At 58.4% G+C, this 23,760-nt stretch carries 21 protein-coding genes; 12 read left to right on the plus strand and 9 right to left on the minus strand.

The window, feature by feature from the left end:
• The first annotated feature begins 39 nt into the window (after positions 1–39).
• Complete coding sequence (locus Q1A75_RS06685; protein ID WP_299545924.1) at positions 40–732, plus strand: hypothetical protein; 693 nt, start codon at positions 40–42, stop codon at positions 730–732.
• Here the strand turns inward: Q1A75_RS06685 and pyrH are convergent.
• Positions 713–1,444, minus strand: coding sequence for a UMP kinase (gene pyrH / locus Q1A75_RS06690; RefSeq protein ID WP_299545926.1), 732 nt, complete (start codon positions 1,442–1,444; stop codon positions 713–715). The genes Q1A75_RS06685 and pyrH overlap by 20 nt on opposite strands.
• A gap of 72 nt (positions 1,445–1,516) precedes the next feature.
• On the opposite strand from pyrH, the gene miaA reads away from it, so the two are divergent.
• The 5 genes from miaA to Q1A75_RS06715 all read left to right on the plus strand — a co-directional run bounded on the left by miaA (position 1,517) and on the right by Q1A75_RS06715 (position 8,325).
• The gene (gene miaA / locus Q1A75_RS06695) at positions 1,517–2,392 is read left to right on the plus strand and encodes a tRNA (adenosine(37)-N6)-dimethylallyltransferase MiaA (protein ID WP_299545928.1); all 876 of its coding nucleotides are present in this window, start codon (positions 1,517–1,519) and stop codon (positions 2,390–2,392) included.
• A 79-nt stretch (positions 2,393–2,471) separates the two neighbouring features.
• On the plus strand, positions 2,472–3,260 hold the full coding sequence (locus Q1A75_RS06700; protein ID WP_299545931.1) for an AraC family transcriptional regulator: 789 nt from the start codon (positions 2,472–2,474) through the stop codon (positions 3,258–3,260).
• A gap of 365 nt (positions 3,261–3,625) precedes the next feature.
• A complete protein-coding gene (locus Q1A75_RS06705; RefSeq protein ID WP_299545933.1) occupies positions 3,626–4,672 on the plus strand; it encodes an ABC transporter permease in 1,047 nt (348 codons plus the stop codon).
• A 12-nt stretch (positions 4,673–4,684) separates the two neighbouring features.
• Positions 4,685–6,136, plus strand: a complete 1,452-nt coding sequence (locus tag Q1A75_RS06710) for an ABC transporter permease (protein WP_299545935.1) — start codon at positions 4,685–4,687, stop codon at positions 6,134–6,136.
• Between the two features lie 101 nt (positions 6,137–6,237).
• On the plus strand, positions 6,238–8,325 hold the full coding sequence (locus Q1A75_RS06715) for an ABC transporter ATP-binding protein (protein WP_299545937.1): 2,088 nt from the start codon (positions 6,238–6,240) through the stop codon (positions 8,323–8,325).
• On the opposite strand, the gene Q1A75_RS06720 is transcribed toward Q1A75_RS06715, so the two are convergent.
• The gene (locus tag Q1A75_RS06720; RefSeq protein ID WP_299545938.1) at positions 8,326–8,811 is read right to left on the minus strand and encodes a hypothetical protein; all 486 of its coding nucleotides are present in this window, start codon (positions 8,809–8,811) and stop codon (positions 8,326–8,328) included.
• Positions 8,812–8,937: 126 nt separating this feature from the next.
• Positions 8,938–9,525, minus strand: coding sequence for a lytic transglycosylase domain-containing protein (locus Q1A75_RS06725; RefSeq protein WP_299545977.1), 588 nt, complete (start codon positions 9,523–9,525; stop codon positions 8,938–8,940).
• Positions 9,526–9,697: 172 nt separating this feature from the next.
• Here Q1A75_RS06725 and ssb point away from each other — a divergent pair, with 172 nt between their 5' ends.
• Complete coding sequence (gene ssb, locus Q1A75_RS06730) at positions 9,698–10,204, plus strand: single-stranded DNA-binding protein (protein ID WP_299545940.1); 507 nt, start codon at positions 9,698–9,700, stop codon at positions 10,202–10,204.
• 66 nt (positions 10,205–10,270) lie between these two features.
• Here the strand turns inward: ssb and Q1A75_RS06735 are convergent, their stop codons facing one another.
• From Q1A75_RS06735 to Q1A75_RS06745, 3 genes are read right to left on the minus strand one after another with little or no spacing between them, the layout of a single operon-like run.
• The gene (locus Q1A75_RS06735; protein WP_299545942.1) at positions 10,271–10,867 is read right to left on the minus strand and encodes a pyridoxamine 5'-phosphate oxidase family protein; all 597 of its coding nucleotides are present in this window, start codon (positions 10,865–10,867) and stop codon (positions 10,271–10,273) included.
• A 24-nt stretch (positions 10,868–10,891) separates the two neighbouring features.
• The gene (aroB, locus tag Q1A75_RS06740) at positions 10,892–12,004 is read right to left on the minus strand and encodes a 3-dehydroquinate synthase (RefSeq protein WP_299545944.1); all 1,113 of its coding nucleotides are present in this window, start codon (positions 12,002–12,004) and stop codon (positions 10,892–10,894) included.
• A complete protein-coding gene (locus Q1A75_RS06745) occupies positions 11,997–12,584 on the minus strand; it encodes a shikimate kinase (protein ID WP_299545946.1) in 588 nt (195 codons plus the stop codon). Before Q1A75_RS06745 ends, aroB begins: the two co-directional genes overlap by 8 nt.
• Positions 12,585–12,677: 93 nt before the next feature.
• On the opposite strand from Q1A75_RS06745, the gene Q1A75_RS06750 reads away from it, so the two are divergent.
• Genes Q1A75_RS06750 through Q1A75_RS06760 form a run of 3 tightly spaced genes read left to right on the plus strand, consistent with a single transcriptional unit; the run spans position 12,678 to position 15,314 of the window.
• A complete protein-coding gene (locus Q1A75_RS06750; RefSeq protein WP_299545948.1) occupies positions 12,678–12,827 on the plus strand; it encodes a hypothetical protein in 150 nt (49 codons plus the stop codon).
• Positions 12,817–14,355, plus strand: a complete 1,539-nt coding sequence (locus tag Q1A75_RS06755) for a hypothetical protein (protein ID WP_299639300.1) — start codon at positions 12,817–12,819, stop codon at positions 14,353–14,355. Before Q1A75_RS06750 ends, Q1A75_RS06755 begins: the two co-directional genes overlap by 11 nt.
• The gene (locus Q1A75_RS06760; protein WP_299545952.1) at positions 14,352–15,314 is read left to right on the plus strand and encodes a site-specific tyrosine recombinase XerD; all 963 of its coding nucleotides are present in this window, start codon (positions 14,352–14,354) and stop codon (positions 15,312–15,314) included. The genes Q1A75_RS06755 and Q1A75_RS06760 overlap by 4 nt, the downstream gene beginning before the upstream one ends.
• On the opposite strand, the gene Q1A75_RS06765 is transcribed toward Q1A75_RS06760, so the two are convergent.
• Positions 15,254–16,204: a metallophosphoesterase family protein gene (locus Q1A75_RS06765; RefSeq protein WP_299545954.1), complete on the minus strand. Its 951-nt coding sequence runs from the start codon at positions 16,202–16,204 to the stop codon at positions 15,254–15,256. The two genes, Q1A75_RS06760 and Q1A75_RS06765, sit on opposite strands and share 61 nt — an antisense overlap.
• Between Q1A75_RS06765 and Q1A75_RS06770 the strand changes: the two genes are divergently transcribed.
• Complete coding sequence (locus Q1A75_RS06770; protein ID WP_299545956.1) at positions 16,131–17,441, plus strand: HlyC/CorC family transporter; 1,311 nt, start codon at positions 16,131–16,133, stop codon at positions 17,439–17,441. The genes Q1A75_RS06765 and Q1A75_RS06770 overlap by 74 nt on opposite strands.
• Before the next feature lie 6 nt (positions 17,442–17,447).
• On the opposite strand, the gene Q1A75_RS06775 is transcribed toward Q1A75_RS06770, so the two are convergent.
• A complete protein-coding gene (locus tag Q1A75_RS06775) occupies positions 17,448–18,278 on the minus strand; it encodes a LytTR family DNA-binding domain-containing protein (RefSeq protein ID WP_299545958.1) in 831 nt (276 codons plus the stop codon).
• 154 nt (positions 18,279–18,432) lie between these two features.
• On the minus strand, positions 18,433–20,844 hold the full coding sequence (locus tag Q1A75_RS06780; RefSeq protein ID WP_299545960.1) for an FAD-dependent oxidoreductase: 2,412 nt from the start codon (positions 20,842–20,844) through the stop codon (positions 18,433–18,435).
• 491 nt (positions 20,845–21,335) lie between these two features.
• Here Q1A75_RS06780 and Q1A75_RS06785 point away from each other — a divergent pair, with 491 nt between their 5' ends.
• Positions 21,336–23,744 (plus strand): FAD-dependent oxidoreductase, encoded by a 2,409-nt coding sequence (locus tag Q1A75_RS06785; RefSeq protein WP_299545962.1) that lies wholly within the window; start codon positions 21,336–21,338, stop codon positions 23,742–23,744.
• The last annotated feature ends 16 nt before the right edge of the window (positions 23,745–23,760 follow it).

The following is a 23,760-nucleotide window of genomic DNA, read 5'->3' on the forward strand; positions in this document are numbered from 1 at the left end:
TAGGGTTACGCTTGCGAAGCTTCAGCTCAGGATTCGAATATGATCACCCCCCTGCAAACCATCACACGTATCGCAAGTGGCATCCTGAACGAACCGGCGGAAACGTTAGATATTGATCTGCCAGTCGTTGATCTTAGGCTGGACGACGATGAATGGCGCGACATGATGGAAGAAGCGGCCGAGATTCACGACGTTCCGATCATCGACATCATCAACACAGCACCCATCTACCGTATCAAACGGGGTGACATGGCGATGGCAAGCTTGTCCGATTTCGCGGCGTTTTCGCCGCGCGCATCCGCCATGCTTGCAGAATTCACGACGCAGTTGCACTTGGACACGCTACGCAGCTGCGCTGCATCAATTGAAGCTGGCCGTTATGTTGCAAGTGGCCTGAGATCCGATGATATGCACCGGCCCAAAGCACCTGTTACTGTCATTGCAAAAGGTGTTGGCATCTGGGGGGCTGCGATCGGCTTGCCTCTCATCAACGCCTTTGGTCCTTGCAATCCAATTTGCAGAAACTGCTTTGCGCCACCCGCGACAAAGTTCTGGGAAATAGCGGTGTATTCGCTGCCCCTCGCCATCGGGGTTTTTGCGCTATGGCTTGGCCCTGGGCTTTACGAAATTTGGGACGATGTCCGCAAACAAACCAAGCGCAGCAAAACGCGTTCGGGAAATGCTGGCGGGCCTGAGCATATGACAGGCCGTCTTATCCCTGAACCCGAGTGAAGGTTCCCTTACCTTCGAGGATCGACTTGAAGCCACCGGGTGTATCAAGCGGGAACACGATCAGCGGCAAGTTGTTGTCACGCGCCAGCGCAATGGCCGACGCGTCCATGACGCCCAGCCGTTTGGCCAGAACCTCGTCATAGGTGACGATGTCGTACCGCTTGGCGTCATCGTGTTCGGCCGGGTCCTTGTCATAGACGCCATCGACACCGTTCTTGCCCATGAAGATTGCTTCGCAAGACATCTCGTTCGCGCGCAGTGTCGCGGCTGTATCAGTCGTAAAGTACGGATTGCCCGTGCCCGCGGCAAAAATACAGACCCGCTTTTTCTCAAGGTGGCGCACGGCGCGGCGGCGGATGTAGGGCTCTGCCACTTCGTTCATGGTAATGGCGCTTATGACCCGGGTGAACACGCCCAAACCTTCCAGCGCAGACTGCATCGCCAGGGCATTCATAACCGTGGCAAGCATGCCCATGTAATCGGCCGTTGTGCGTTCCATCCCCTGGGCGGACCCTTGCAGACCACGGAACACGTTGCCGCCTCCGATCACCATGCAGATCTCGACCCCCATGTCGTGCACGGCTTTCACTTCCTGCGCGACGCGTTCAACCGTTGGTGGGTGGAGACCATAGCCTTGATCGCCCATCAGTGCCTCGCCCGAGATCTTTAGCATCACCCGTTTGAATGTGGTTGGTGTCTCTGTCTCGGTCATCGTGCGCCCCCGCTCTTTCAAATTGCGCGCAACCTGTCCTAAATGCGATGGGTTTTCAATGGACGACACCACATGATCCGCGATGTAATCGCATCTTTGCCAAGTGACCTTCCCATACTGATTGCCGGACCTACGGCTTCAGGGAAATCAGCGCTCGCTCTGGCGATTGCAGAAGCGCATGGCGGGATCATCGTGAACGCTGATGCAAGCCAAGTTTATGACTGCTGGCGGGTTCTGAGCGCACGACCATCGGCACAGGAAGAATCACGCGCGCCACACAAGCTTTATGGTCATGTGCCCTACAATGCACCCTACTCCACAGGTCATTGGCTGCGCGAGGTGACACCGCTTTTGTCGGGCGAAAGGCCGATCATTGTGGGTGGCACCGGACTGTACTTCGCGGCCCTGACACATGGCCTGGCTGATATACCGGCGACGCCGCCGGATTTGCGTAAACTCGCAGACGGCATGGAAACTGACACCATGCTCGCGGATCTGGACCCAGAAACCTTGCGCCGGATCGACACGGCAAATCGCGCGCGAATCCAACGCGCGTGGGAAGTGCAGACATCCACAGGGCGCGGACTGTCCCATTGGCAGGACAGCACTGCGCCGCCATTGCTGAAGGCGGGCGCATATTCCGGAATAGTAATGGACAGCCCGAAAGAGTGGCTGACGCCCCGCATCGCAACCCGCTTCGACGAAATGTTACGCGGCGGAGCGCTGGAGGAAGCACGCATCATGCAGGACCGCTTTGACCCTGCTCTGCCGTCCTGCAGGGCCATCGGCGTGACCGAGGCGATGGCCGTCCTACGCGGTGAAATGGATCACGGCGCAGCGGTCGAGAGCGCAACGATTGCAACCCGACAATACGCGAAACGGCAGCGCACCTGGTTTCGCGCCAGAATGGCAAATTGGCGCTGGATCGCATCAACTGATTTGGCTTAAATTTGACTTTTTTTGCATTTTGGCTGACAAGATACACTAACGGAAGCACATCTTATTGTCGAAAGCGGACAAGTAGCCCATGTCATTGCCTCCGATCGAAATCAAGCCGCTGGCGCAACTGACCGCTGGTCAGGATTGGCGTGTATCGCTTGCTCATGACCGACCACACCACATCATCATATGGATCACGCGCGGCCAAGGAAGGCTGTTATTGAACGGCACGCGGCGGGGCGTGGGTACACACAACGCGCTGACCATTCCACCACATACGCTGTTTTCGCTCGAATTGGGCCGCCAAGGTAGCGGAATGGTTGCTGTGATCCCGGATGGAACGGAAATTCGATGGCCAAACCGCGCTCGACAATTGCGTGTCAGGGAGGTGGACAGCATCACCGAGATGACCGGCATCTTCGAGGCCGCCCACCGCGAAGTGACCCAAGCGCGCGCCTTGGCCCAAGACGCAATTGATGCACACATGGCGCTGATGTCCGTTTGGCTGCGGCGACAGATCACCCTGCCCGATCATTTGCCCATCAAGATGAACGCAGCGGCGCGGCTCAGTGCGAAATTCTGTGAGCGCGTCACTCAACACTATGCCCAAGGCTTGACGATGGCAGACCATGCTGCGGCCTTGGATGTCACATCCACGCACCTGACCCGCGCATGCAAGGCCGCTACCGGTCGTACCGCCGCCGATTTGCTGACGGAACGGACGCTCTATGCCGCACGCATAACCCTGACGGAAACCACCATCCCGGCGCAGGACATCGCGCGGCATCTTGGCTTTGGGTCCGCGGCGTATTTTACGCGCTTCATGCAACAACACACCGGGCAGACACCAACCGCGTTACGAAAGGCGGCTCGATAGGTTCCATTGCCCTTGACGTGCCGTTACGCGCCGAATGTCGCAAACGGAACAGGCAAATGTCGCAAACGTGTAACTATTTTGAAACCGCACCGTTGACCTGTTTGTTCTTCTGTTGCCTCATGCGCCCAGGGAAGAAAAACGGCCGCACGCGCGCAGCAGCATACCTCACCTTCGTTGAGGACGCAGCGCACATGCCCCACTCAACGGGGAACGCGGACACAGGGGGCGTAGGTGTAAGCAGAATCAGGAAACGACAAAAATCGGCTCAAGAGAGCCACACCCGAGGCGTATCATAATAAAATCCGCGCCCGGCATAAAACAAAGGCGGCACGCACCCGCCTCAAGCCACCCAACAGGGGCACAAAATGGGACTTTTCATACTCAGACGACTGGGCGTGATGCTGCTGACGGCACTTTGCCTGACGTTCATCGTATTCTTTCTGACCAATCTTTATCCAAATCTCGAGAAACTGGCCAAGACCCAGGGCAACTTCCGCATGACGGATGAAGCCGTGGCGAGCTGGCTGGATGACCGGGGGTACGTCGACAATACCTTTGTCAAATACGGTCGCTGGCTGGGTGTCGCCCCCGGATGGGTGACCGAGAAAGAGGACGGCACTGTTACCGGCCAATGCTTTGCGGAAAATGCGCCGGTGGATGAACGGTCTACATTCTGCGGTGTTTTGCAGGGCGACTGGGGCTTTTCGCTGGTCTTCAAGGATGACGTGAGCAGTCTTGTCGCGACCCGGCTCGGGGCCACGGGCAAACTGATGGGCTTTGTTCTGCTCGTCATGGTCCCGATGTCGCTCATCGTGGGCGTGCTGGCGGGCATGCGTGAAGGATCGGGGCTGGACCGATCGCTTTCGACCTTCTCGATCGCGACAACGGCAACACCCGAATACGTGTCAGGCGTTATTTTTATCGCGGTGTTTGCTTCCTCCGCATTTGGGCTGAAGTGGTTCAAAGGCTCGGCAACGCAGGCCATTGAGAACGCGACCTTTGAAAACTTCACCCTGCCGGTGCTGACCATCGCCCTGTATGGCATGGGCTATATCGCGCGGATGACGCGCGCGAGCATGACAGAGGTGATGACGGCACAGTACATCCGAACCGCGCGCCTCAAGGGCGTGAGCTTCGGCAACATTGTCCTGAAACACGCGCTTAGGAACGCGCTGATCGCACCCTTCACCGTCATCATGCTGCAGATCCCATGGCTTCTGAACGGTGTGGTGATTGTCGAGACGCTGTTTAACTACAAGGGTTTCGGCTGGTTGCTGGTGCAAGCGGCAGGCAACAACGACATCGAATTGCTATTGGCCGTTTCCGTTGTCTCGGTCGTGGTGGTGCTGATCACCCAGCTGATCTCCGACATCGGCTACGTGTTTCTCAACCCACGCATTCGCATTTCTTAAGGGAGGCTAACCATGGAACCTTTGACATGGACCGGCCCTCTTGGGCAATTTTTGGACCCGGTATTGTATGTACTGTCCGCAATCTTTCTGGTCGCTATCGCCGTGCAGATCATGCTGGGTGTTACCAGTGGTGGATCACGCGTGGTCACCAACCCAGATGGTACACTCAGTTCGTCCGGCGGGGCATATGACCTGTCTACGACAGCCACAAAGTGGCTTGGTCTGGGGCTCTTCCTCGTGGTTTTGGCATACGCGATCGTCGGTATCTTTGCAGGTCCGCAGGTCGCTGGAATCATTGGCGGGATGAGCCAGCAGCTCACACCTGTTTGGATTGCACTGATCCTGACGTTCGTTGTGTCCATCAAATTCAAGCGCAAGCTGGGTCTCTACGGCAAACTCTTCGACTCCACCGTGGGCATGATCGGCTTCGCACTTGTGATGTTCTGGGTCTACGCCGGTGTCATGGCGGGCCTGTTCGACTGGATCACAACCCATGATAGCCTGAGCCAGGTTTCAGGCATGAAGAACAAGGTGCCCGGCACGCCGATGCGTGGTGCGGAAGATGGCGAATATGCATGGTACTTGCTGGGCGGTGACAACCTGGCCCGGGATGTATTCAGCCGCTTGTTCAAAGGCGGGTGGGTGGTGGTGCAGATTGCACCGCTGGCAACCGTGTTTGCCTTCATGGTCGGCATTACGCTGGGTCTGCCTGCTGGGTACTACGGCGGGCGTCTTGATACGTTCCTGTCGTTCCTTGCGAACCTGATCCTCGCTTTCCCGGTCATCCTTCTGTTCTACTTGCTGGTGACGCCAGAAATCGTTGCAACGGGCATTCCAAACTACATGGCAACGGTGCTGTTCGTCTTCCCGCTGATCTTTGTCGGCGTCCTGCTGAATTCGCGCTACTACACGCAGCCCAGTTTCCGGACGCCACTGCTGATCATCGTCATGGGCGTGATGGGATGGATCTATTTGTCCCTCATCTCGGACGGTGGCAGCAAAGTGGCCGTACTTCCGGAGTTTCTGGACCTCTTTGACATCGATCCCGGCATTCTTGTCGTGTTCGTCTCGGTCGTTTTTGTGAACGCACCCACCGTTTTCCGGATCGTGCGTGGCCTCGCCATGGACATCAAGACGCGGGATTACGTGGCGGCGGCCCAGACCCGTGGTGAGGGTCCCTGGTACATCATGCTGTGGGAAATCTTGCCCAACGCGCGCGGGCCCCTGATCGTCGATTTCTGTCTGCGGATTGGATACACCACGATCCTTCTGGGCACTTTGGGCTTCTTTGGGTTGGGCTTGCAAAGCGAGAGCCCGGATTGGGGCACAACGATCAACGCCGGTCGGCGCTTGTTGTCCGCCTACCCGCACCCGGCGATCGCACCTGCCCTGTCCCTGCTGACCATGGTTCTGGGATTGAACCTGTTGGCTGACGGGCTGCGGGAAGAAAGCCTGAAAGACTGAATTGAGAGAGCGGGACCGAGGGCCAGCCCCCGGTCCCCTCCGGAGTTTACTTGGCAAGATGAAGAGCAGGACATCTTCGCGGCCAGACGGGAGAAATGAAGATGACAAAACAGGACTATGACGGCCCGATCCTCGAGATCGACAAGCTGAGTATTTCCTTCTTCACGCGCCTGCGGGAGATCCCCGCTGTGATGGACTTTTCGGTTACTGTGAAGCCTGGCGAGGCTGTAGGACTGGTCGGCGAGTCGGGATGCGGCAAGTCGACAGTGGCCCTTGGGGTCATGCAGGATCTTGGCAAGAACGGACGCATCGTCGGTGGTTCAATCAAGTTCAAGGGCCGGGATCTGCAGGAAATGAGCGCCGAGGAACTGCGCGACATTCGCGGGTCCGAGATTGCCATGATCTACCAGGAGCCAATGGCGTCACTGAACCCGGCCATGAAAATCGGCAAGCAGCTCATGGAAGTGCCGATGATCCATCAGGGCATGTCGGAAAAAGACGCCCGCGCGCGTGCGCTGCAGGTGGTCACAGACGTCAAGCTGCCCGACCCCAAGCGTATATTGAACAGTTTTCCGCACCAGCTGTCTGGCGGGCAGCAGCAGCGCATCGTGATCGCAATGGCACTGATGTCCGAGCCATCGCTTCTGATCCTTGATGAACCGACGACGGCGCTTGACGTGACGGTCGAGGCCGCCGTGGTCGAATTGGTCAAGGATCTGGGCAAGAAATACGGCACCTCGATGCTGTTCATCTCGCATAACCTCGGCCTTGTGCTCGAAACCTGCGATCGTATTTGCGTGATGTACTCTGGCGAAGCGGTGGAACGCGGATCAATCAAACAGGTGTTTGACGAGATGCAGCACCCGTATACCCAAGCGCTGTTCCGTTCGATCCCCCTGCCCGGCGCAGACAAGAACGCGCGCCCGCTGGTGGCCATCCCCGGCAACTTCCCCCTGCCGCACGAACGTCCCCCAGGTTGCAACTTTGGCCCGCGCTGCGACTACTTCAAAGATGGGTTGTGTAACCAAGACACGGCGATCCCGATGGCCCCTGCGAACGAGGATGCCAGCCACGAAACCCGCTGCCTTCGCTTCCAGGAGATCGACTGGAACGCCCCCATCACCGCGGGTGAACAGAAAGAAAAAGGTGAAGTCGGTGATGTTGTCCTGAAGATGGACAACCTGAAAAAATACTACGAAGTGGCGGCTTCAGTCCTATTTGGCGGCGGCGACAAGAAGGTGGTCAAGGCCAATGAGACGCTCAGTTTCGAGGCACGGGAGTCCGAGACGCTCGCCATCGTGGGCGAATCCGGCTGCGGCAAATCCACCTTTGCCAAGGTGCTGATGGGCCTTGAGACAGCCACCGAAGGAACCATCACACTCGGCAACAAGACGATCCAGGATGTGCCAATCGAGGGCCGCGACACGCAGACTGTCGCCGATGTGCAAATGGTCTTCCAGAACCCATTTGACACACTGAACCCCTCAATGACCGTCGGGCGCCAAATCATCCGCGCACTTGAGATTTTCAAAGTCGGCAAGAACGAAGCAGAGCGTCGGCAGCGCATGCTCGAGCTTCTGGACCTGGTGAAACTTCCACGCGCCTTTGCCGAACGCATGCCGCGTCAGCTGTCGGGGGGGCAAAAGCAACGCGTGGGTATTGCCCGCGCCTTCGCTGGCGACGCCAGGATCGTCGTTGCGGACGAACCAGTTTCGGCGCTCGACGTGTCAGTTCAGGCAGCCGTGACCGACCTTCTGATGGAAATTCAACGCGAGCAGAAAACCACGTTGTTGTTCATCTCCCACGATCTGTCGATCGTTCGCTATCTCAGTGACCGGGTGATGGTTATGTATCTGGGTCACGTGGTCGAGCTTGGCACGACCGAGCAGGTCTTTGCCCCACCCTATCACCCGTATACCGAGGCGTTGCTGTCAGCAGTTCCGATCGCGGACACATCAATCGAAAAACAGCACATCGTGCTTGAAGGTGATATTCCATCAGCCATGAACCCACCCTCGGGCTGCCCGTTCCAGACACGCTGCCGTTGGAAATCGGACGTGCCTGGCGGGCTCTGTGAGAAAGAAGTACCGCCCGTGCGTCACCTGGCCGAGGGACATCAGGTCAAATGCCATCTTGCAGAGGACATCCTTGCGCGGATGGAACCGGTCATCAAGGTCGCGGCTGAATGATCAGAGGTATTGCGACGCAGTTGTGTAGTTCGTCACGAACTGCCAGAAGGCCGGGATCGCAACTGTTTCAACCCAATACCGCAGATCCGTGAAATTGGCGGCCAACACACCAATCATGTAGGCCGTCCAGAACTGCCATGCCCGCGGCGCAGTTCTGGCAAAGATCAAGGTCGCCAAAAAGCCCAAGGGCGCGATGACAACAGCAGCAATGTATGCCGCAATTTTGAAGTCGGCGAGGACCAGGCCATAGAGCGTCAGGTAATCAAGCGTGATAATGAATAAAAAACCGATATTGCTGGCAAAGAGGATGCCCGCAATCGCACCTGCAATCGCGCCCGCAACCAGCACATCAAGATGGAACCGGCGTTCCTTGTAGTTTTCGTGAACCAGCTTTGCCTTGGGGGACACGACATCGCTGGCGTTCAGCGCTTGCCCTCTGTTGATGCGGCTTAGCCGTTCTTCGAATGTGGATTGACCAGGTTTCATGCGTGCCCCTCTCGCTACTGCTCGATTCCCGGGCTACGTGCATAGAATGGCGTATTTAGGGCAAAATCAGTGCAATGGAGGGGCACCGGAGCTTGGCGTGCAAGAACAATGCGCGCAAAACGCGGACTAGCTGCCCCAGATGACTTTTACATAATTGCGGGTTTCGCGAAACGGCGGGACGCCATTGTACTTTTTCACAGCACCCGGCCCGGCATTATAGGCCGCCAGCGCGAGGCGCCAACTTCCAAAGGCCCGGTACTGCGCCTTGAGATAGCGTGCGCCGCCTTCAAGGTTTTCAGCCGGATCGTTTCGGTCGACGCCAAGGCTGCGCGCCGTCGCCGGCATCAGTTGCGCAAGACCATACGCCCCCTTGTGCGACTTTGCCTTGGCGTTCCAGCCGCTTTCTTGTTGAACAAGACGCAAGAACAGATCTTCGGGCACGCCATGTCGTCGCGCGGCATCCTTGGCCATTGTCAGATATGGCCCGCGATACTTGCCCTGATACCTCTTTGTTTCAGTGTCCCACTTGGTGGGTGTCACCACTTTGCGCGGTTGCAAACGGACAGAATTTGAATACTGAGTAGCAGCGCGGCTGTCCAACACGTCGGTTTGGGATGAGAACAGTGAGTTACGGCTTTTGGACGACAGGTTTTGCGCCGCCCCAGCCTCAGCCACGAAGGCAGCGATAATCGCCCCAGCCCAGAGTGCTCGCATCTTACCCATTCCCCAGATCGTACACTGCCACCATTTCTTGACGCGCAATATACGGCTTTTTTGCCATCGCGCCACCCTCCGCGATTTAAGTCTGCGTTAAGCATGTGTAGTCTAGCCAGAACGCAAGGCCGTGGCACGGAATCAGCCCGGCATGGGACAAAAGGGGAAGAACATGGCAGGGTCCGTAAACAAGGTCATTCTGATCGGCAATCTGGGGCGTGATCCCGAGGTTCGGACGTTCCAGAACGGTGGCAAGGTGTGCAATCTGCGCATCGCAACGTCAGAGACATGGAAAGACCGCAACACCGGTGAACGCAAGGAGCGTACGGAATGGCATTCCGTTGCTATTTTCTCCGAACCGCTGGCACGGGTGGCCGAGCAATATTTGCGCAAGGGCTCGAAAGTATATCTGGAAGGTCAGCTTGAGACGCGCAAATGGCAGGATCAGTCGGGTCAGGACCGGTATTCAACCGAAGTGGTGCTGCGCCCCTATACCTCGACCCTGACCATGCTGGACGGCCGTGGCGAAGGTGGCGGCGGCGGTAACGTTGGCGGCGGCGGTGGCGGCGGTCAAATGGGCTATGATGATCGTGACGGCGGCTATGGCAGCGGTGGCGGTGGCAGCAGCCAACCCAGCCCGGCCCCAAGCCGCGATCTGGATGACGAAATTCCGTTCTAAGCAACTCAGTCAAAAACAAAGGGCCCGTGTTGAAGACGCGGGCCCTTTGCTATTCAAACGCCGCATTTAGTACAGCGTGTCTCGATACATTTTTTCGACCGCATCCTGACCCGTTCTTTCGTCCGGAAGCGAGGTGTTATCCCTGAGCATCTCAAGCAAGGTCGCAACCGGGCGGTTCGACGGCCAGCTGTCGGGTTTCCAAAGACCACCGCGCATCGGGGCCTTGCCGCAATGGGTATAGATTTCGTCTGCCGTGATGCGCAGCACTGTCTTGGGGCTGCGACCGTTCACCTGGAACCGATCACACAGCGCAGGGTCATCGCTGATCTCTGCCGTCCCATTCACGCGCAAGGTTTCATCAACGGTCGGGATCAGAAACAGCAGCGCCACTTTCGGATGCGCCAGAATGTTCAATAAGCTGTCGATCCGGTTGTTGCCGGGACGATCAGGCAGCAGCAGCGTGGTGTCCGATTCAACCGTGACGAACCCGGCCGGATCTCCTTTGGGTGAAATGTCGAGGTTTTGCCCATCAGACGTAGCCAGTACGAGAAAAGTGGCATGTTCGATGAATTGTCTGCAATGCTGATCAAAGGACGTGATGACTTTTGCCGCGGCTCTTTGATGAACCTCACCGTACAGTTCGCGCAATCTTTCCGGTGTCATCTTCAAATCTCCTTGCTGAAATGGTCACCTGCCCCGCAGTGCATCCTCCAACACGGCCATCACAGTGTCCCGAGGAACATCCGATGTGACAAAGGCATGACCTATGCCGCGCGCGAGGATAAAGTTCAGCGTGCCAGCGACGACCTTCTTGTCCTGCCCCATCAAGTCCAAGAGCCCACCGGCATCCGGCAGATCACCCGGAATGTCAGCAATGTCCGCTTTCATCCCCATCGCCTTGATATGCGCACGCACCCGACTGGGATCTTCCTGTGAACAAAGCCCCAAACGCGCCGACAACTCGAAGGCAAGACCGCAGCCGATGGCCACGCCCTCGCCGTGCAACAAACGATCCGAATACCCCGTGGCAGCTTCCAGCGCGTGACAGAACGTATGGCCAAGGTTCAAAAGTGCCCGATCGCCTTGTTCCGTTTCGTCCCGCGTCACGATCTCGGCCTTCATTTCAACGGATCGTTTGACGGCAGCCACGCGCAGCGCCATGTCACCGGCCGCCATTGCAGCGGCATTGTCTTCAAGCCAAGCGAAGAACGCGGCATCGCCCAGCAGACCGTACTTCATAACCTCGCCATATCCCGCGAGGAAATCGCGTTCGGACAACGAGGCCAATACATCCGTGTCGGCCAACACGAGGCTGGGTTGGTGAAACGCCCCAGCCAGGTTCTTGCCCTGAGCCGTGTTGATACCGGTCTTGCCGCCCACTGAACTGTCGACCTGTGCCAGCAGCGACGTTGGCACCTGCACGAACCGCACACCGCGGCGCAGGATGGCACAGGCAAAGCCCACCAAGTCGCCAATGACGCCTCCGCCAAGGGCCACAACAACATCGCGACGCTCAATCTTCTGATCCAGCAACCACTCGGTCACCTGCCCCAGATGGGCCCAGCCCTTGGTTGCCTCACCGGGTGGCAACTCCAGTGCAACCGCCTCAATCCCCGCATCGGCCAGGCCCGCGCGCAAAGCGTCAAGATGCAGCGCAGCGACGCGGGTTTCCGTCACAATGGCAACCCGGCGGCGCGGCAGCAGCGGCGCGATCAATGCGCCCGCCTCGGCCAGCAAGCCCGGCCCGATCAGCACATCATAAGCCCGGTCCCCCAGGGGCACATGAACAGTTTCACGCATCCGCGGTCTCCAAAACATCGGGGCGTTCAGCGAGCAAAGCGCCAATCACCCGATCCACCATTTCTTCGATACTCAGGTTGGGCAAAGACACCACTGTCACATCCGCGAGCGCATAAAGCGGTACGCGCGCGTCATAGATTTCACAAAGCGTCGCACGCGGGTCAGCGGTGCGTAACAACGGGCGCGTATCCTTATGGCGAACCCGTTGCCAGAGCAGATCAAGGTCTGCGTTCAACCAGACCGACACACCACGGGCCGTGATATTGGTCCGGTTTTCTTCCGCCAAAAAAGCCCCGCCACCGGTTGAAAGAATGCCCCGTTCTTCGTCCAGCAGACGGGAAATCACTTGTGTTTCCTTGTTTCGAAAGAACGGCTCGCCATCCCGCTCGAAAATCTCCGGGACGGTCATGTTGGCCGCACTTTCGATCTCTGCATCGCTGTCCAGAAACGGCACACCCAGCCGAAGGGCCAAGGCGCGGCCTACAGCCGTCTTGCCCGCCCCCATCATGCCAACCATGACCACGGTCTTCTTCAGTCGAAAGCCTGCCCCAACAACATTATTATGCTGATTTTCGCTCATATGGCTGTCAATGACGTGATTTTGCGAAAAAGGCCATATATGCTTTGTGCAAAACAAAGAACCACAAACAAGAATTCTGGGGCAGGCTGACACATGATCCGTCTTTTTAAGCTGTTGATCTTTCTTGCGATCATCGGATTTGTCGGACTTGTAGGCTATGCCTATGTGGGCGAGTATTTTGGCGCCAACTTCTCGCCCCCGCAAAATGAAACACGCATGCCTGTCACATTGGATGCGGAGTAGTTTTGGTCCTCTCCTTGCCGCGCTCGTCAGCGCAGGCACAGTCTTGGCTGCGCAGGAACAGGCAACAGCACCGCTAAGCGTGATTGAGTGGCTTGATACCCAGGACGCCGTTCAAGCTACACAGCCGGTGCAGCCGGAACCAAGTATCGCATCAAGCAGTATTGTGCCGCGCGTCACAGTAAAACCGCTGGGCGACGTGGCTGCACAACGTGTTGGGCTGGCGCCCTCAGCAGTCACCGGGCTTCCCGAGACAATTTGGTCTGCAAGCAACGGATCCAGCCTGGCCGAGGCAGTAAAAGACCTGCCTGACGCCCCTCTGCCAGCGCTTCAGGCACTCATCACGACCCTGTTGCTCGCCGAAGCAAATCCGCCCAACGGCGACGCATCGGCTTTTGACTTGGCAAGAGTTGATGCGCTTGTGCGATTGGGGGCGTTGGACCCCGCACTGGCACTTCTTGAACAGACCGCCGTTAACCGTGATTCAGCGCATCTGAGGCGTTATCTGGACTTGTCCTTGATTGCAGGAACCGAAGGCGGAGCCTGCACTCTGGCCATGCAGAACCCGATCCTTTCGCCTGCGAAGGCTTACGAGGTGTTTTGCGCCGCAAGGGCTGGCGATTGGGACAACGCTGTGCTGGTTCTGGGCACGTCCCGCGCCCTGGGATTGATTGAACCAGCGATGGCAGACGCGTTGGAGCGGTTCCTGGATCCTGAACTGTTTGAAGGCGAGCCGCCGTTGCCGGTCCCAACCGCACCGGACCCGCTTGCATTTCGTCTGTTCGAAGCGATTGGCACGCCGATCCCGACGCGCGGATGGCCTGTTGCCTATGCCAATGCGGACCTGTCGCCGAATGCTGGTTGGAAGGCACAATTGGAGGCGGCAGAGCGCCTGGCGCAACGCGGAGCCCTTGGCGACAATCGTCTTCTGGGGCTCTATACACAACGTCGACCCGCGGCCTCGGGCGGCGTATGGGACAGGGCCGCCGCTGTTCAACGCTTCGAAACAGCGCTTACGACGGGCAGCCCGGCAGCGGTGTCGAAGACGCTTCCCGGCGCATGGCGCGCGATGGGTGATGCCGGCTTGCAGACGGTCTTTGCAGGGCTATTCGCCGACAAGCTATCTGAGCTCGTTCTGAGTGGTGCCGCAGCTGATCGAGCATTTGAAATGCTTTTATTATCCCCCGCCTACGAAACGGCAGCCACACAGTTCCCGGCGCGGGCAATGCGCCGTCCGGTGTTAAGCGCCATTGCTGCAGGTGTTGTGCCGCCCGGCCTCAGCGCGGATGGGATAGAAGGAGCGGTGATTGCAGCATTCTCGGATGCAACACCGGACGCTCAAATCGTACAATTGGCGCAGTCAGATGCTCTTGGAGACGCGCTGCTGCAAAATATTGCACTTGCTCACGAGGGCAGTTCAGGCGACGTGGCGCAATTGACCACTGGTCTTGCCACGTTACGCGCACTTGGTCTCGAAGATGTGGCGCGGCGCACCGCCCTGCAAGTTCTCTTGCTGAAAGGGACAGGATGAGCGACCGCTGGATCTCTACCTTTCTGGAAGCGCAGGCGGCCGAACTGGGCGCAGCCCGCAACACGTTGCTCGCCTATGGTCGTGACCTCAAGGATGTTGCGGCTTGGCTGACCAAACGAAGCGTTGACTTTGAAACGGCAACGACAGCGCAGATCGAAGCCTATTTGATCTATTGCGACGCGCAGGGCCTTGCAAAATCTACCCGTGCTCGACGTCTGTCGGCCATCAAGCAGCTCTACCGCTTCGCTTTTGAAGAAGGATGGCGCAGCGACAATCCAGCCATTCAGATCGCAAGCCCCGGTCAGGACAAGCGTCTGCCAAAGACATTGGACGAGGAAGAGGTGGAACGGCTGCTGACAGCCGCGCGCGGCTATGGGCGTGGTGATCACGACAGGCTGCGAGACACCTGCCTGATGGAGCTGCTGTATGCCACGGGCATGCGGGTCAGCGAGCTGGTCAGCCTGCCCGTTTCAGCCGCGCGTGGCGATCCGCAAATGCTGCTGATCCTGGGCAAGGGCGGAAAGGAACGCATGGTTCCACTGTCATCTTCGGCCCGCTTGGCGCTGGCGGCGTGGATCAAGCTGCGGGACACCAAGCAACAACAGCTGGAAGGCAAAGGCGCCGCGCCGTCTCGTTTCCTTTTTCCATCGCGCGGTGCATCAGGCTATTTGACTCGACACTGGTTCTACGCCCGGATCAAATCCCTGGCCGTGCATGCAGGCGTTGAACCGGGCAAAGTCACCCCTCATACGCTGCGCCACGCCTTTGCAACACATCTGCTGGCGGGCGGCGCTGACCTTCGGGCAATTCAGACGATGCTTGGCCACGCTGATGTTGCAACGACCGAGATTTACACGCACGTGGTAGACGAACGATTGACGCAGCTTGTGCTGGATCATCACCCGCTGGCCAAGGACAGCCGCAAATCGGGGGGCAACACATCCTCCGAAGGCCAGTGACCCGAGCGCAGAGCCTCGTGATACCCGTGCGTCAAACCGGCGGCCTCCATGTCTCTGACAGCACCGCCCACATCATATTTCAGACGATGCAGGCTGAGCTGCCCAGATGTCAGCGTTGCATAGGCCGTGTCACAGCTGCCGTCATGCGGAGGCATGCCAACGACGCCCGCATTGATCCATTCACCCGTGCCAACCGGACGCCGAAACGGAATGCCCGAATGACCAGCGACCACATGATCCAGCGGACCAATGATGACCTCCAAAGCCCGGTACTCGACCTCGAATGCATCTGCGGGTGAGGTTGACCACAAAAAGCGGGCCACATCCGTCACCCCGCCGTGAATGACCCCATAGCGCGCGCCGCAATGTGAAAAGGTTATGATGTCGGGCAAGGCCCGCATCCAGTTGCGGTCCTCAGCACCGACCTGACCGTCGGCAAACCGATACCATCCAACAGACAGCAGGTCGCATGAGCTTCCCTCTTCAAACCCGCACCCGCAATCAGCGGCCCACTCTGCCAACTGTATCTCGCAATTGCCCGCAACGACCGCGCAGCCAGCCGCGCGGATTGCGACAACGGTTTCGGCAGGTCGCCCGCAATAGGCAACCACGTCGCCCGTGCAGATGGGATATGCACCTTGCGCCCGGGCCTCGGCCAAAACGGCTTCGGTGGCCTGAAGGTTCGAATATGGTCCACCAAAGAACAACACATGGCCTTCAATTGCACCCAGATCCAACACGCGCATCCTGTCGCATCCCTTGATTGCATCGTCTGGCACCCCCATAACCGATCCAAGATCAAAGGATAAATCACGAATGGACGACCCCTCATCGACGCTTGATGCAGCGTTCTGGATCACATGCGCTGTGATCCTGGGCTTGCTGGTCATGTCCGGCTTCTTCTCCGGCTCGGAAACAGCGCTGACCGCTGCATCACGGGGCAAGCTGCGGGCCAAGGCCGACAAGGGATCGCGGGGGGCTGAACGGGCGCTCCAGATCACGGAAGACAACGAACGGCTGATCGGCTCGGTTCTTCTGGGCAACAACCTGGTCAACATCCTGGCCACATCGCTGGCCACGGCGATCTTCACGCGGGCCTTCGGGGAATCCGGCGTGGCACTGGCCACGCTGGTCATGACAGTGCTGGTTCTGGTCTTTGCAGAGGTGTTGCCAAAGACCTATGCCATTACGAACTCCGAAACCGCCGCATCGCTTGTCTCGCGCCCAATCTCCCTGGTGGTAACCGTCTTTTCACCGATCGTTTCGGCGGTTCGCCTCTTGGTGCGCGGCGTGCTGCGGGTGTTTGGGGTCACGATTGATCCCGACAGCCACATCATGGCCGTGCGCGAGGAAATCGCGGGCGCCCTGCAACTGGGTCACTCCGAAGGCGTTGTCGAAAAGGAAGACCGCGACCGCATCCTCGGCGCGCTGGATCTGGGCGACCGGGTGGTGGAAGAAATCATGTTGCACCGCTCAGGGATCGAAATGATTGATGCAGAGGATGATCCGCAGGCCATCCTCGAACAGTGCCTTAAATCGAACCACACACGCTTGCCCGTGTATCGCGGAGAGCAGGAAAACATCACCAGTGTAATCCACGCCAAGGACCTGTTGCGCGCGATGTACCAGGTGATCGGTGGACCCGAGGGCGATGCCGCTGCGCTGAAATCATTCGACATCAGCCAGGTTGCCATGTCCCCTTACTTTGTCCCTGAAACCACCACGCTTGATGACCAGATGCGGCAATTTCTGCGGATGCGCACGCATTTTGCGCTTGTGGTAGACGAATACGGTTCACTTCAAGGGCTGATCACGCTCGAAGACATCCTCGAAGAGATCGTCGGTGAAATCACGGATGAATTCGATCCGGATGGCGAGCATGCTGTGCAACGTGCAGAAGACGGGCATTTTCACATTGATGGTGCGATGACGATTCGTGACCTCAATCGTGCAACCGATTGGAACCTCCCGGATGACGAGGCGAACACCATTGCAGGTCTCGTGATCCACGAGGCCCAGACCATTCCCACGGTTGGTCAAGTCTTTAGCTTTCATGGGTTCCGGTTTGAGGTAACCGCCCGCGATGGGAACCGGATCACCGCATTGCGAATCCAAGTGTTGGATTAGCGTGGTTTAGGCAAGCTCTCCGGTGTCTGCATGCTCGCTGATCCATGTGCGGACATCCTCCAATCGACCACGCGCAATTGGAATTTTCTCGCCATCGGTCAAGCTAAGCTTCGATCCGGCAAGGGAATGCGCGGTTTGCCGTGCGACCCAATGTGACCGGTGCGTTTGGATGCCGTCCTCCGGGCGGACTTGATCAAGGAAAGTCGCCATACGTTCGCGAATAATTTCGACCCTATCCGACATGTGGATCTCCAAATAGTGCTCGGCTGCCTTGACCCGCACAATTTGAGCCAAGCCAACCTTGCGCCCCGCCAGAGTGATATCGCGCCCAGCACTCACTTTCGCCTTGCGCGCACGCTGCGCAGGCAGCAACCAAAGCAACGCTACGGTTTCAAAGACATGCGCGACAAACACGTTCCGAACGTTCATCTGCCAAGTCATGGTACCAAAGGCGGGTTTACCGGGCTCAAACAAGACCGTGAGCATGCCAGCCGTCAGGTACGTGGATGCAAGCACCAAAGGAAACGACAGAAGAATCAACGGGATAGGACCGCCAAAAATAGAACGCCAGATCCTGCAAGTGGTCAGCGCATAAACCATCGACAAAACCAGGTAGAAAAATAGCGCAATGAACCAAAAGGACAAACGCGCCCAGAAACTGTCGAATTGCGGCAAGGTCACTGGGTGGCCTGTCGCCATCACGAAGAAGCCGACCAGCACCAATACCCACATCTGCCAAGACGCATAAAGCTCATGCATTTCACGTATCGTGAAGTGTGCCCGGCTGCCATTTGAGACAAAAACCTGCACTTCGTGATCATATACCTTGGCCAACATGAAAGCTGCCTACCATGTGACGCTAATTAGAGTAAATGCGCGTCCAAGGCCTAATTGGAGGTGTGGGCGGGGGCAATTCGGTGTCAGTTACAGGCCTGTTTAGATCGGTGCGCTCCTACGCTTACACCTCCGTCACAACCATGGGCCGACCCGCTCATGATCGCAGGCGCGTTCCATCCGGGTCAAAGGGGGGCGCTTCAAGTATTGTTGCCTTGTGCGCCCTGCCCAGAACCATGATCTCTACCTCGTCTCCAGGTTCCGCCTCTCTGACAAACCCCAACGCGAGGCTCATTCCGACGCTGTAGCCATACGCGCCCGATGTGACCCGGCCGATGCCGACACCATCACGGAAAATCGGCTCTCCTCCCGTGGCATCAGCGCCAGACGCCATCGTATCCGTCTCATCCAAATGCAACAGAACCAACGTTTCGCGGGTGCCTTGGGCCATGCTTTCCGCCACGGCATCCTTGTTAAGAAAATTCTTGTCCATTTTCACCAAGCGGTCCAATCCAACTTCCTGTGGCCAATATTCAGGACTGTATTCCCTGCTCCAGGAGCCGTACCCTTTCTCAATCCGCAGGCTCATGAGAGCCTGGCTGCCCACCGGACCGATGCCCATATCGGACCCGGCCTCGATCAACGCGGAATACAGGCGCAGCTGATCCTCGGCCCGGCAATGCAATTCCCACCCAAGATCACCGGTAAACGAGACGCGCAGTGCCAGAACATCCACACCAGCCAGCTCGATCCTCTGTGATCGCATGAACGGGAACGCGTCGGCTGCAAGTGACGCGTTGGTCATCCGTTGCAACAGCGTGCGGCTGTCCGGGCCTGCCACGTTAAAACCGCACATTGTCTCAGTCCGGCTTTCAAAGTTCGTGCCCATGGGCAGCGGCACCGCCTTGAACAAACGCTGGTGATAACGCTCGGCCATCCCCGATCCGATTATCCAGAACTCGTCTTCCGCCAGCCGGGTCACCGTGAAATCCCCCGCTATCCCACCGCGTTTACCGATCAGAGGGGTCAAACACGACCGGCCGACGGCCCTCGGCATCCGGTTGGCAAAGACGGCGTTCAGCCAGTCCTCTGCCCCGGGCCCCTTGCACACATATTTGGCAAAGTTCGAGATATCGATGATCCCGGCCCGGTCGCGCAACATGCGTGCCTCAGCGCCCACGACATCCCACCACGGCTGGCGCGTGAACCCGGCAGTATCCTCCACATCACCAAAATACAGCGGATGCTCCCATCCATAGTTCAGGCCCATCCTGGCACCCATGTCGCACTGCATCTGGTACACGGGACGGGTGCGTACAGGCCGCCCGGCCTCACGTTCTTCTCCCGGGAAATGGATCTTGAACCGATGGGCGTATTGATCACCCACACGCGCCTTTGTGAACGCCTTGCCCGCCCATGGACCGAACCGGGCCATGTCCCATGCGAACATGTCGTATTTCGTCTCACCTTCGATCATCCATTGTGCCGCCAAAAGCCCCATGCCGCCCGACTGGGAAAAACCCGGGATGATGCCGTTACAGCAGAAATAGCCTGTAAGCTCCGGCACGGGTCCAAACAGCACATTCGCATCAGGCGACCAGATCATGGGCCCGTTGATCACCCGCTTGATCCCGGCAGTACCCACCACCGGCACCCGATCGATTGCACGCATCATATTGTCTTCGATACGCTCCAGATCGTCCGCGAATAGCTCGTGACCGAAACCCTGTGGCGTGCCGTCCTCTGCCCAGAACCGAACGTCTTTCTCATAGGCGCCAACAAGCAGCCCTTGCCCCTCCTGCCGCAGGTAATACTCGCCATCCCGATCCGCAACAGACGGCAAACGGCGATCAAGGGTCGCAATTTCTGCAATGGTTTCAGTGACAAAATACTGGTGCTCTGTTGGCTGAAGCGGCAGATCGATCCCCGCCAGCGCCGCCACTTCCCGTCCCCACAACCCGGCGGCATTCACGACCCACCGCGTGGCAATATCACCCTGTTCCGTTCGGACGATCCACGTTCCGTCGGCTTGCTGGTCCGTCCCGATCACAGGACAAAAGCGGATGATTTCCGCACCGTTCTGACGCGCACCAGTGGCATAGGCATTGGTCACGCCGGACGGGTCCACATTGCCGCCATCCGGCTCCCACATGATACAACGCACACCGTCGTAGTCGACCAGCGGGTGCAGCCGCTCGGCCTCATCGCGGCTCACTTCGTGGAAGTTCATCCCGTACAGCTTGGCCTTGGCCGCTTGCAGCCTCAGCTGATGCTCACGTGCCTCCGTCTGCGCAAGATAGAGAGAACCCGGCTGGAAGACGCCACAGCCCTGCCCCGTTTCCTGCTCCAGCTCCTTATAAAGCCCCATCGTATAGTGCTGAATACGGCTGATGTTGGTGCTGTCGTGCAGTCCGTGAATATTTGCTGCCGCGTGCCAGGTCGACCCACTCGTCAGCTCATCCCGTTCCAACAGAACAACATCGGTCCACCCCAGTTTCGTCAGGTGATAGAGGATCGAACAACCGATGACGCCGCCGCCAATGACGACGGCCTGTGCGTGGGTGCGCATGAAATTGCCTTTGCCAGTGTTTCGCTGACGCTCAACCTGCGCCCGGGTGCACACCCCTGATTGCCCGGACGCGACATGTTGCGTCGCTGCCGGATAAGGATGCGCGATTAGTCGTGGATGCGCCGCGCCACCGTGGCAACCGGCATGGCACTGGCAATCAGGTTCAACAGTCGATCCGCAGCCGGCCCAGGCAAACTCGTGGCTACTTTTGCAGGTACCAGCGGCTCGATCACCTGGCCCAATCCATGGGCAAAAAGGCAAACATGCCCGTTGCGGCCACCCGCACCCACAACTTCCACGCATAGTGACGGATCAGCGCCCAGGCGGTTTCGGGAAAGCGTTTCAAGACGTCCACGCTGCGCAACCGCCCTCTTGATCCAAGCGGCTCCCATTACCGACAGAACATGTCGCAGATGGCCACTCCGCGTCGTAGGTTTGGCAAATAAACTCTACTGACAAGGCAACACCTGCCCAAACAAAGGGTCCACACCATGCAAACCACCACCCGCGTCGCCGTAATCGGCGGTGGCGTCGTTGGCGCCTCTGTCCTCTATCACCTGACGAAACTCGGCTGGTCCGACGTGATGCTACTTGAACGATCAGAGCTGACATCTGGCAGCACGTGGCATGCTGCAGGCGGTTTCCACACGCTCAATGGCGACACCAACATGGCCGCGCTGCAGGGATACACGATCAGGCTCTACAAAGAGCTGGAAGAGATCACCGGCATGTCCTGCGGCCTGCACCACGTGGGCGGAGTGACACTGGCAGACAACCAGGACCGGTTCGACATGCTGCTGGCGGAACGGGCCAAGCACCGTTTCATGGGGCTTGAGACCGAAATCGTTGGCCCCGAAGAGATCAAGCAGATCGCCCCCATCACCAACACCAACGGCATTCTCGGCGCGCTCTACGATCCGCTTGACGGGCACCTCGACCCTTCGGGCACCACCCATGCCTACGCCAAAGCCGCGCGCATGGGCGGTGCCACGATCCACACGCACACCATGGTACAGGAAACCAACCAGCGCCCCGACGGCACATGGGATGTGGTGACGGACAAAGGTTCCATTCACGCCGAACACGTGGTCAATGCGGGCGGCCTCTGGGCACGCGAGGTGGGGGCGATGGCAGGCGTCTACCTGCCACTGCACCCGATGGAACACCAGTACATTGTCACCGACGATATCACCCAAATTTACGAACGGGGCGAAGAACACCCTCACGTCATGGACCCCGCTGGCGAAAGTTACCTGAGGCAAGAGGGGCGCGGCCTGTGCATTGGCTTTTATGAACAACCATGTCGGCCATGGGCGGTCGACGGTACGCCATGGAATTTCGGCCATGAACTCCTGCCCGATGATTTCGACAAGATCGAAGACAGTATCGCCTTCGCCTACAAACGCTTCCCCGTGCTGGAAACCGCAGGGATCAAATCCGTCATCCACGGTCCATTCACCTTCGCCCCCGACGGCAATCCGCTCGTCGGCCCCGTCCCAGGCCTGCGCAACTACTGGTCGGCTTGCGGCGTCATGGCAGGCTTTTCACAAGGTGGCGGTGTGGGTCTCATGCTCGCGCAATGGATGGTCGAGGGCGAATGCGAGCGGGACGTCACAGCCATGGACGCGGCCCGGTTCGGGGACTGGATCAGCCCCGGCTATACACGACCAAAAGTCATCGAAAACTATCAGAAACGGTTCTCCGTCGCTTACCCGAACGAAGAACTGCCCGCGGCACGGCCCAATCGCACCACGCCGATGTACGACATCTTCACGGACATGGGTGCCGTCTGGGGGCAACAATACGGGCTCGAGGTCGCCAACTACTTCGCGCAAGAAGGTGAACCCACCTACGAAACCCCTTCCTTCCGACGCTCCGACGCGTTCCAGGCAACAGCACGCGAAGTCACGGCCGTCCGCTCAGGCGTTGGCATCAACGAGGTGCACAATTTCGGCAAGTACCGCGTCACCGGCCCGAATGCCCGCGCGTGGCTCGACTGCATCATGGCAGGCCGCGTGCCGCAGCCGGGTCGGGTTTCGCTCACCCCCATGCTGAGCGCGCAGGGCAAGCTGATCGGTGATTTCACCATGTCCTGCATCGCCGAGGGCGACTTTCAACTCACTGCCAGCTATGGCGCGCAAGCTGTGCATATGCGCCACTTCAAGAAACATGAAGAACGCGGCGCAACCATCGAAAATATAAGTGATAAATGCAACGGCTTCCAACTCGCGGGCCCTTGCGCCCGCGACGTCCTGCAAACCTGCACACGGCAAGACATCTCGGACATGGCATTCCTCGACGTCCGCCCGGTCACCGTCGGCATGACGGACTGCATCGTGCAACGGGTCAGTTACACCGGCGACCTCGGCTTCGAAATCTATTGCGACCCCATGGCCCAACGCCAGCTTTGGTGGGCACTCTGGGACGCAGGCCAAGCCTACAACATCACCCCTTTCGGAATGCGGGCCATGATGTCTCTACGCCTCGACAAGTTTTTTGGGTCATGGCTCTCTGAATACTCCCCTGACTACACGGCGGCGGAAACTGGTCTCGATCGATTCATCTCGTGGAAAAAGAATGCGAACTTCATCGGTCGCGCCGCCGCGGAAGCCGAACGTGAAAAGGGTCCCGCACGTCGGCTTCGTGCCTTTATCGTAGACGCTGACGACGCTGACGCGCATGGCTATGAACCAATATGGCTGGATGGCACGGTTGTCGGCTTTTGCACTTCGGGCGGTTACTCGCATCACACCAGCACATCCGTGGCGTTAGGGTTTGTGCCAGCAAACCGTATTGAGGAAGGGCTCCGGGTCGAGATCGAAATACTCGGACAGATGCGTGAAGCCACCCTGACAACCAAAGCATTGTTTGATGCGGACGGGACACGCATGCGGGGTTGAGTTGCAGTGCCCCACT

Origin of the sequence: uncultured Tateyamaria sp., assembly GCF_947504105.1 — a bacterium.
GTDB lineage: Bacteria > Pseudomonadota > Alphaproteobacteria > Rhodobacterales > Rhodobacteraceae > Tateyamaria.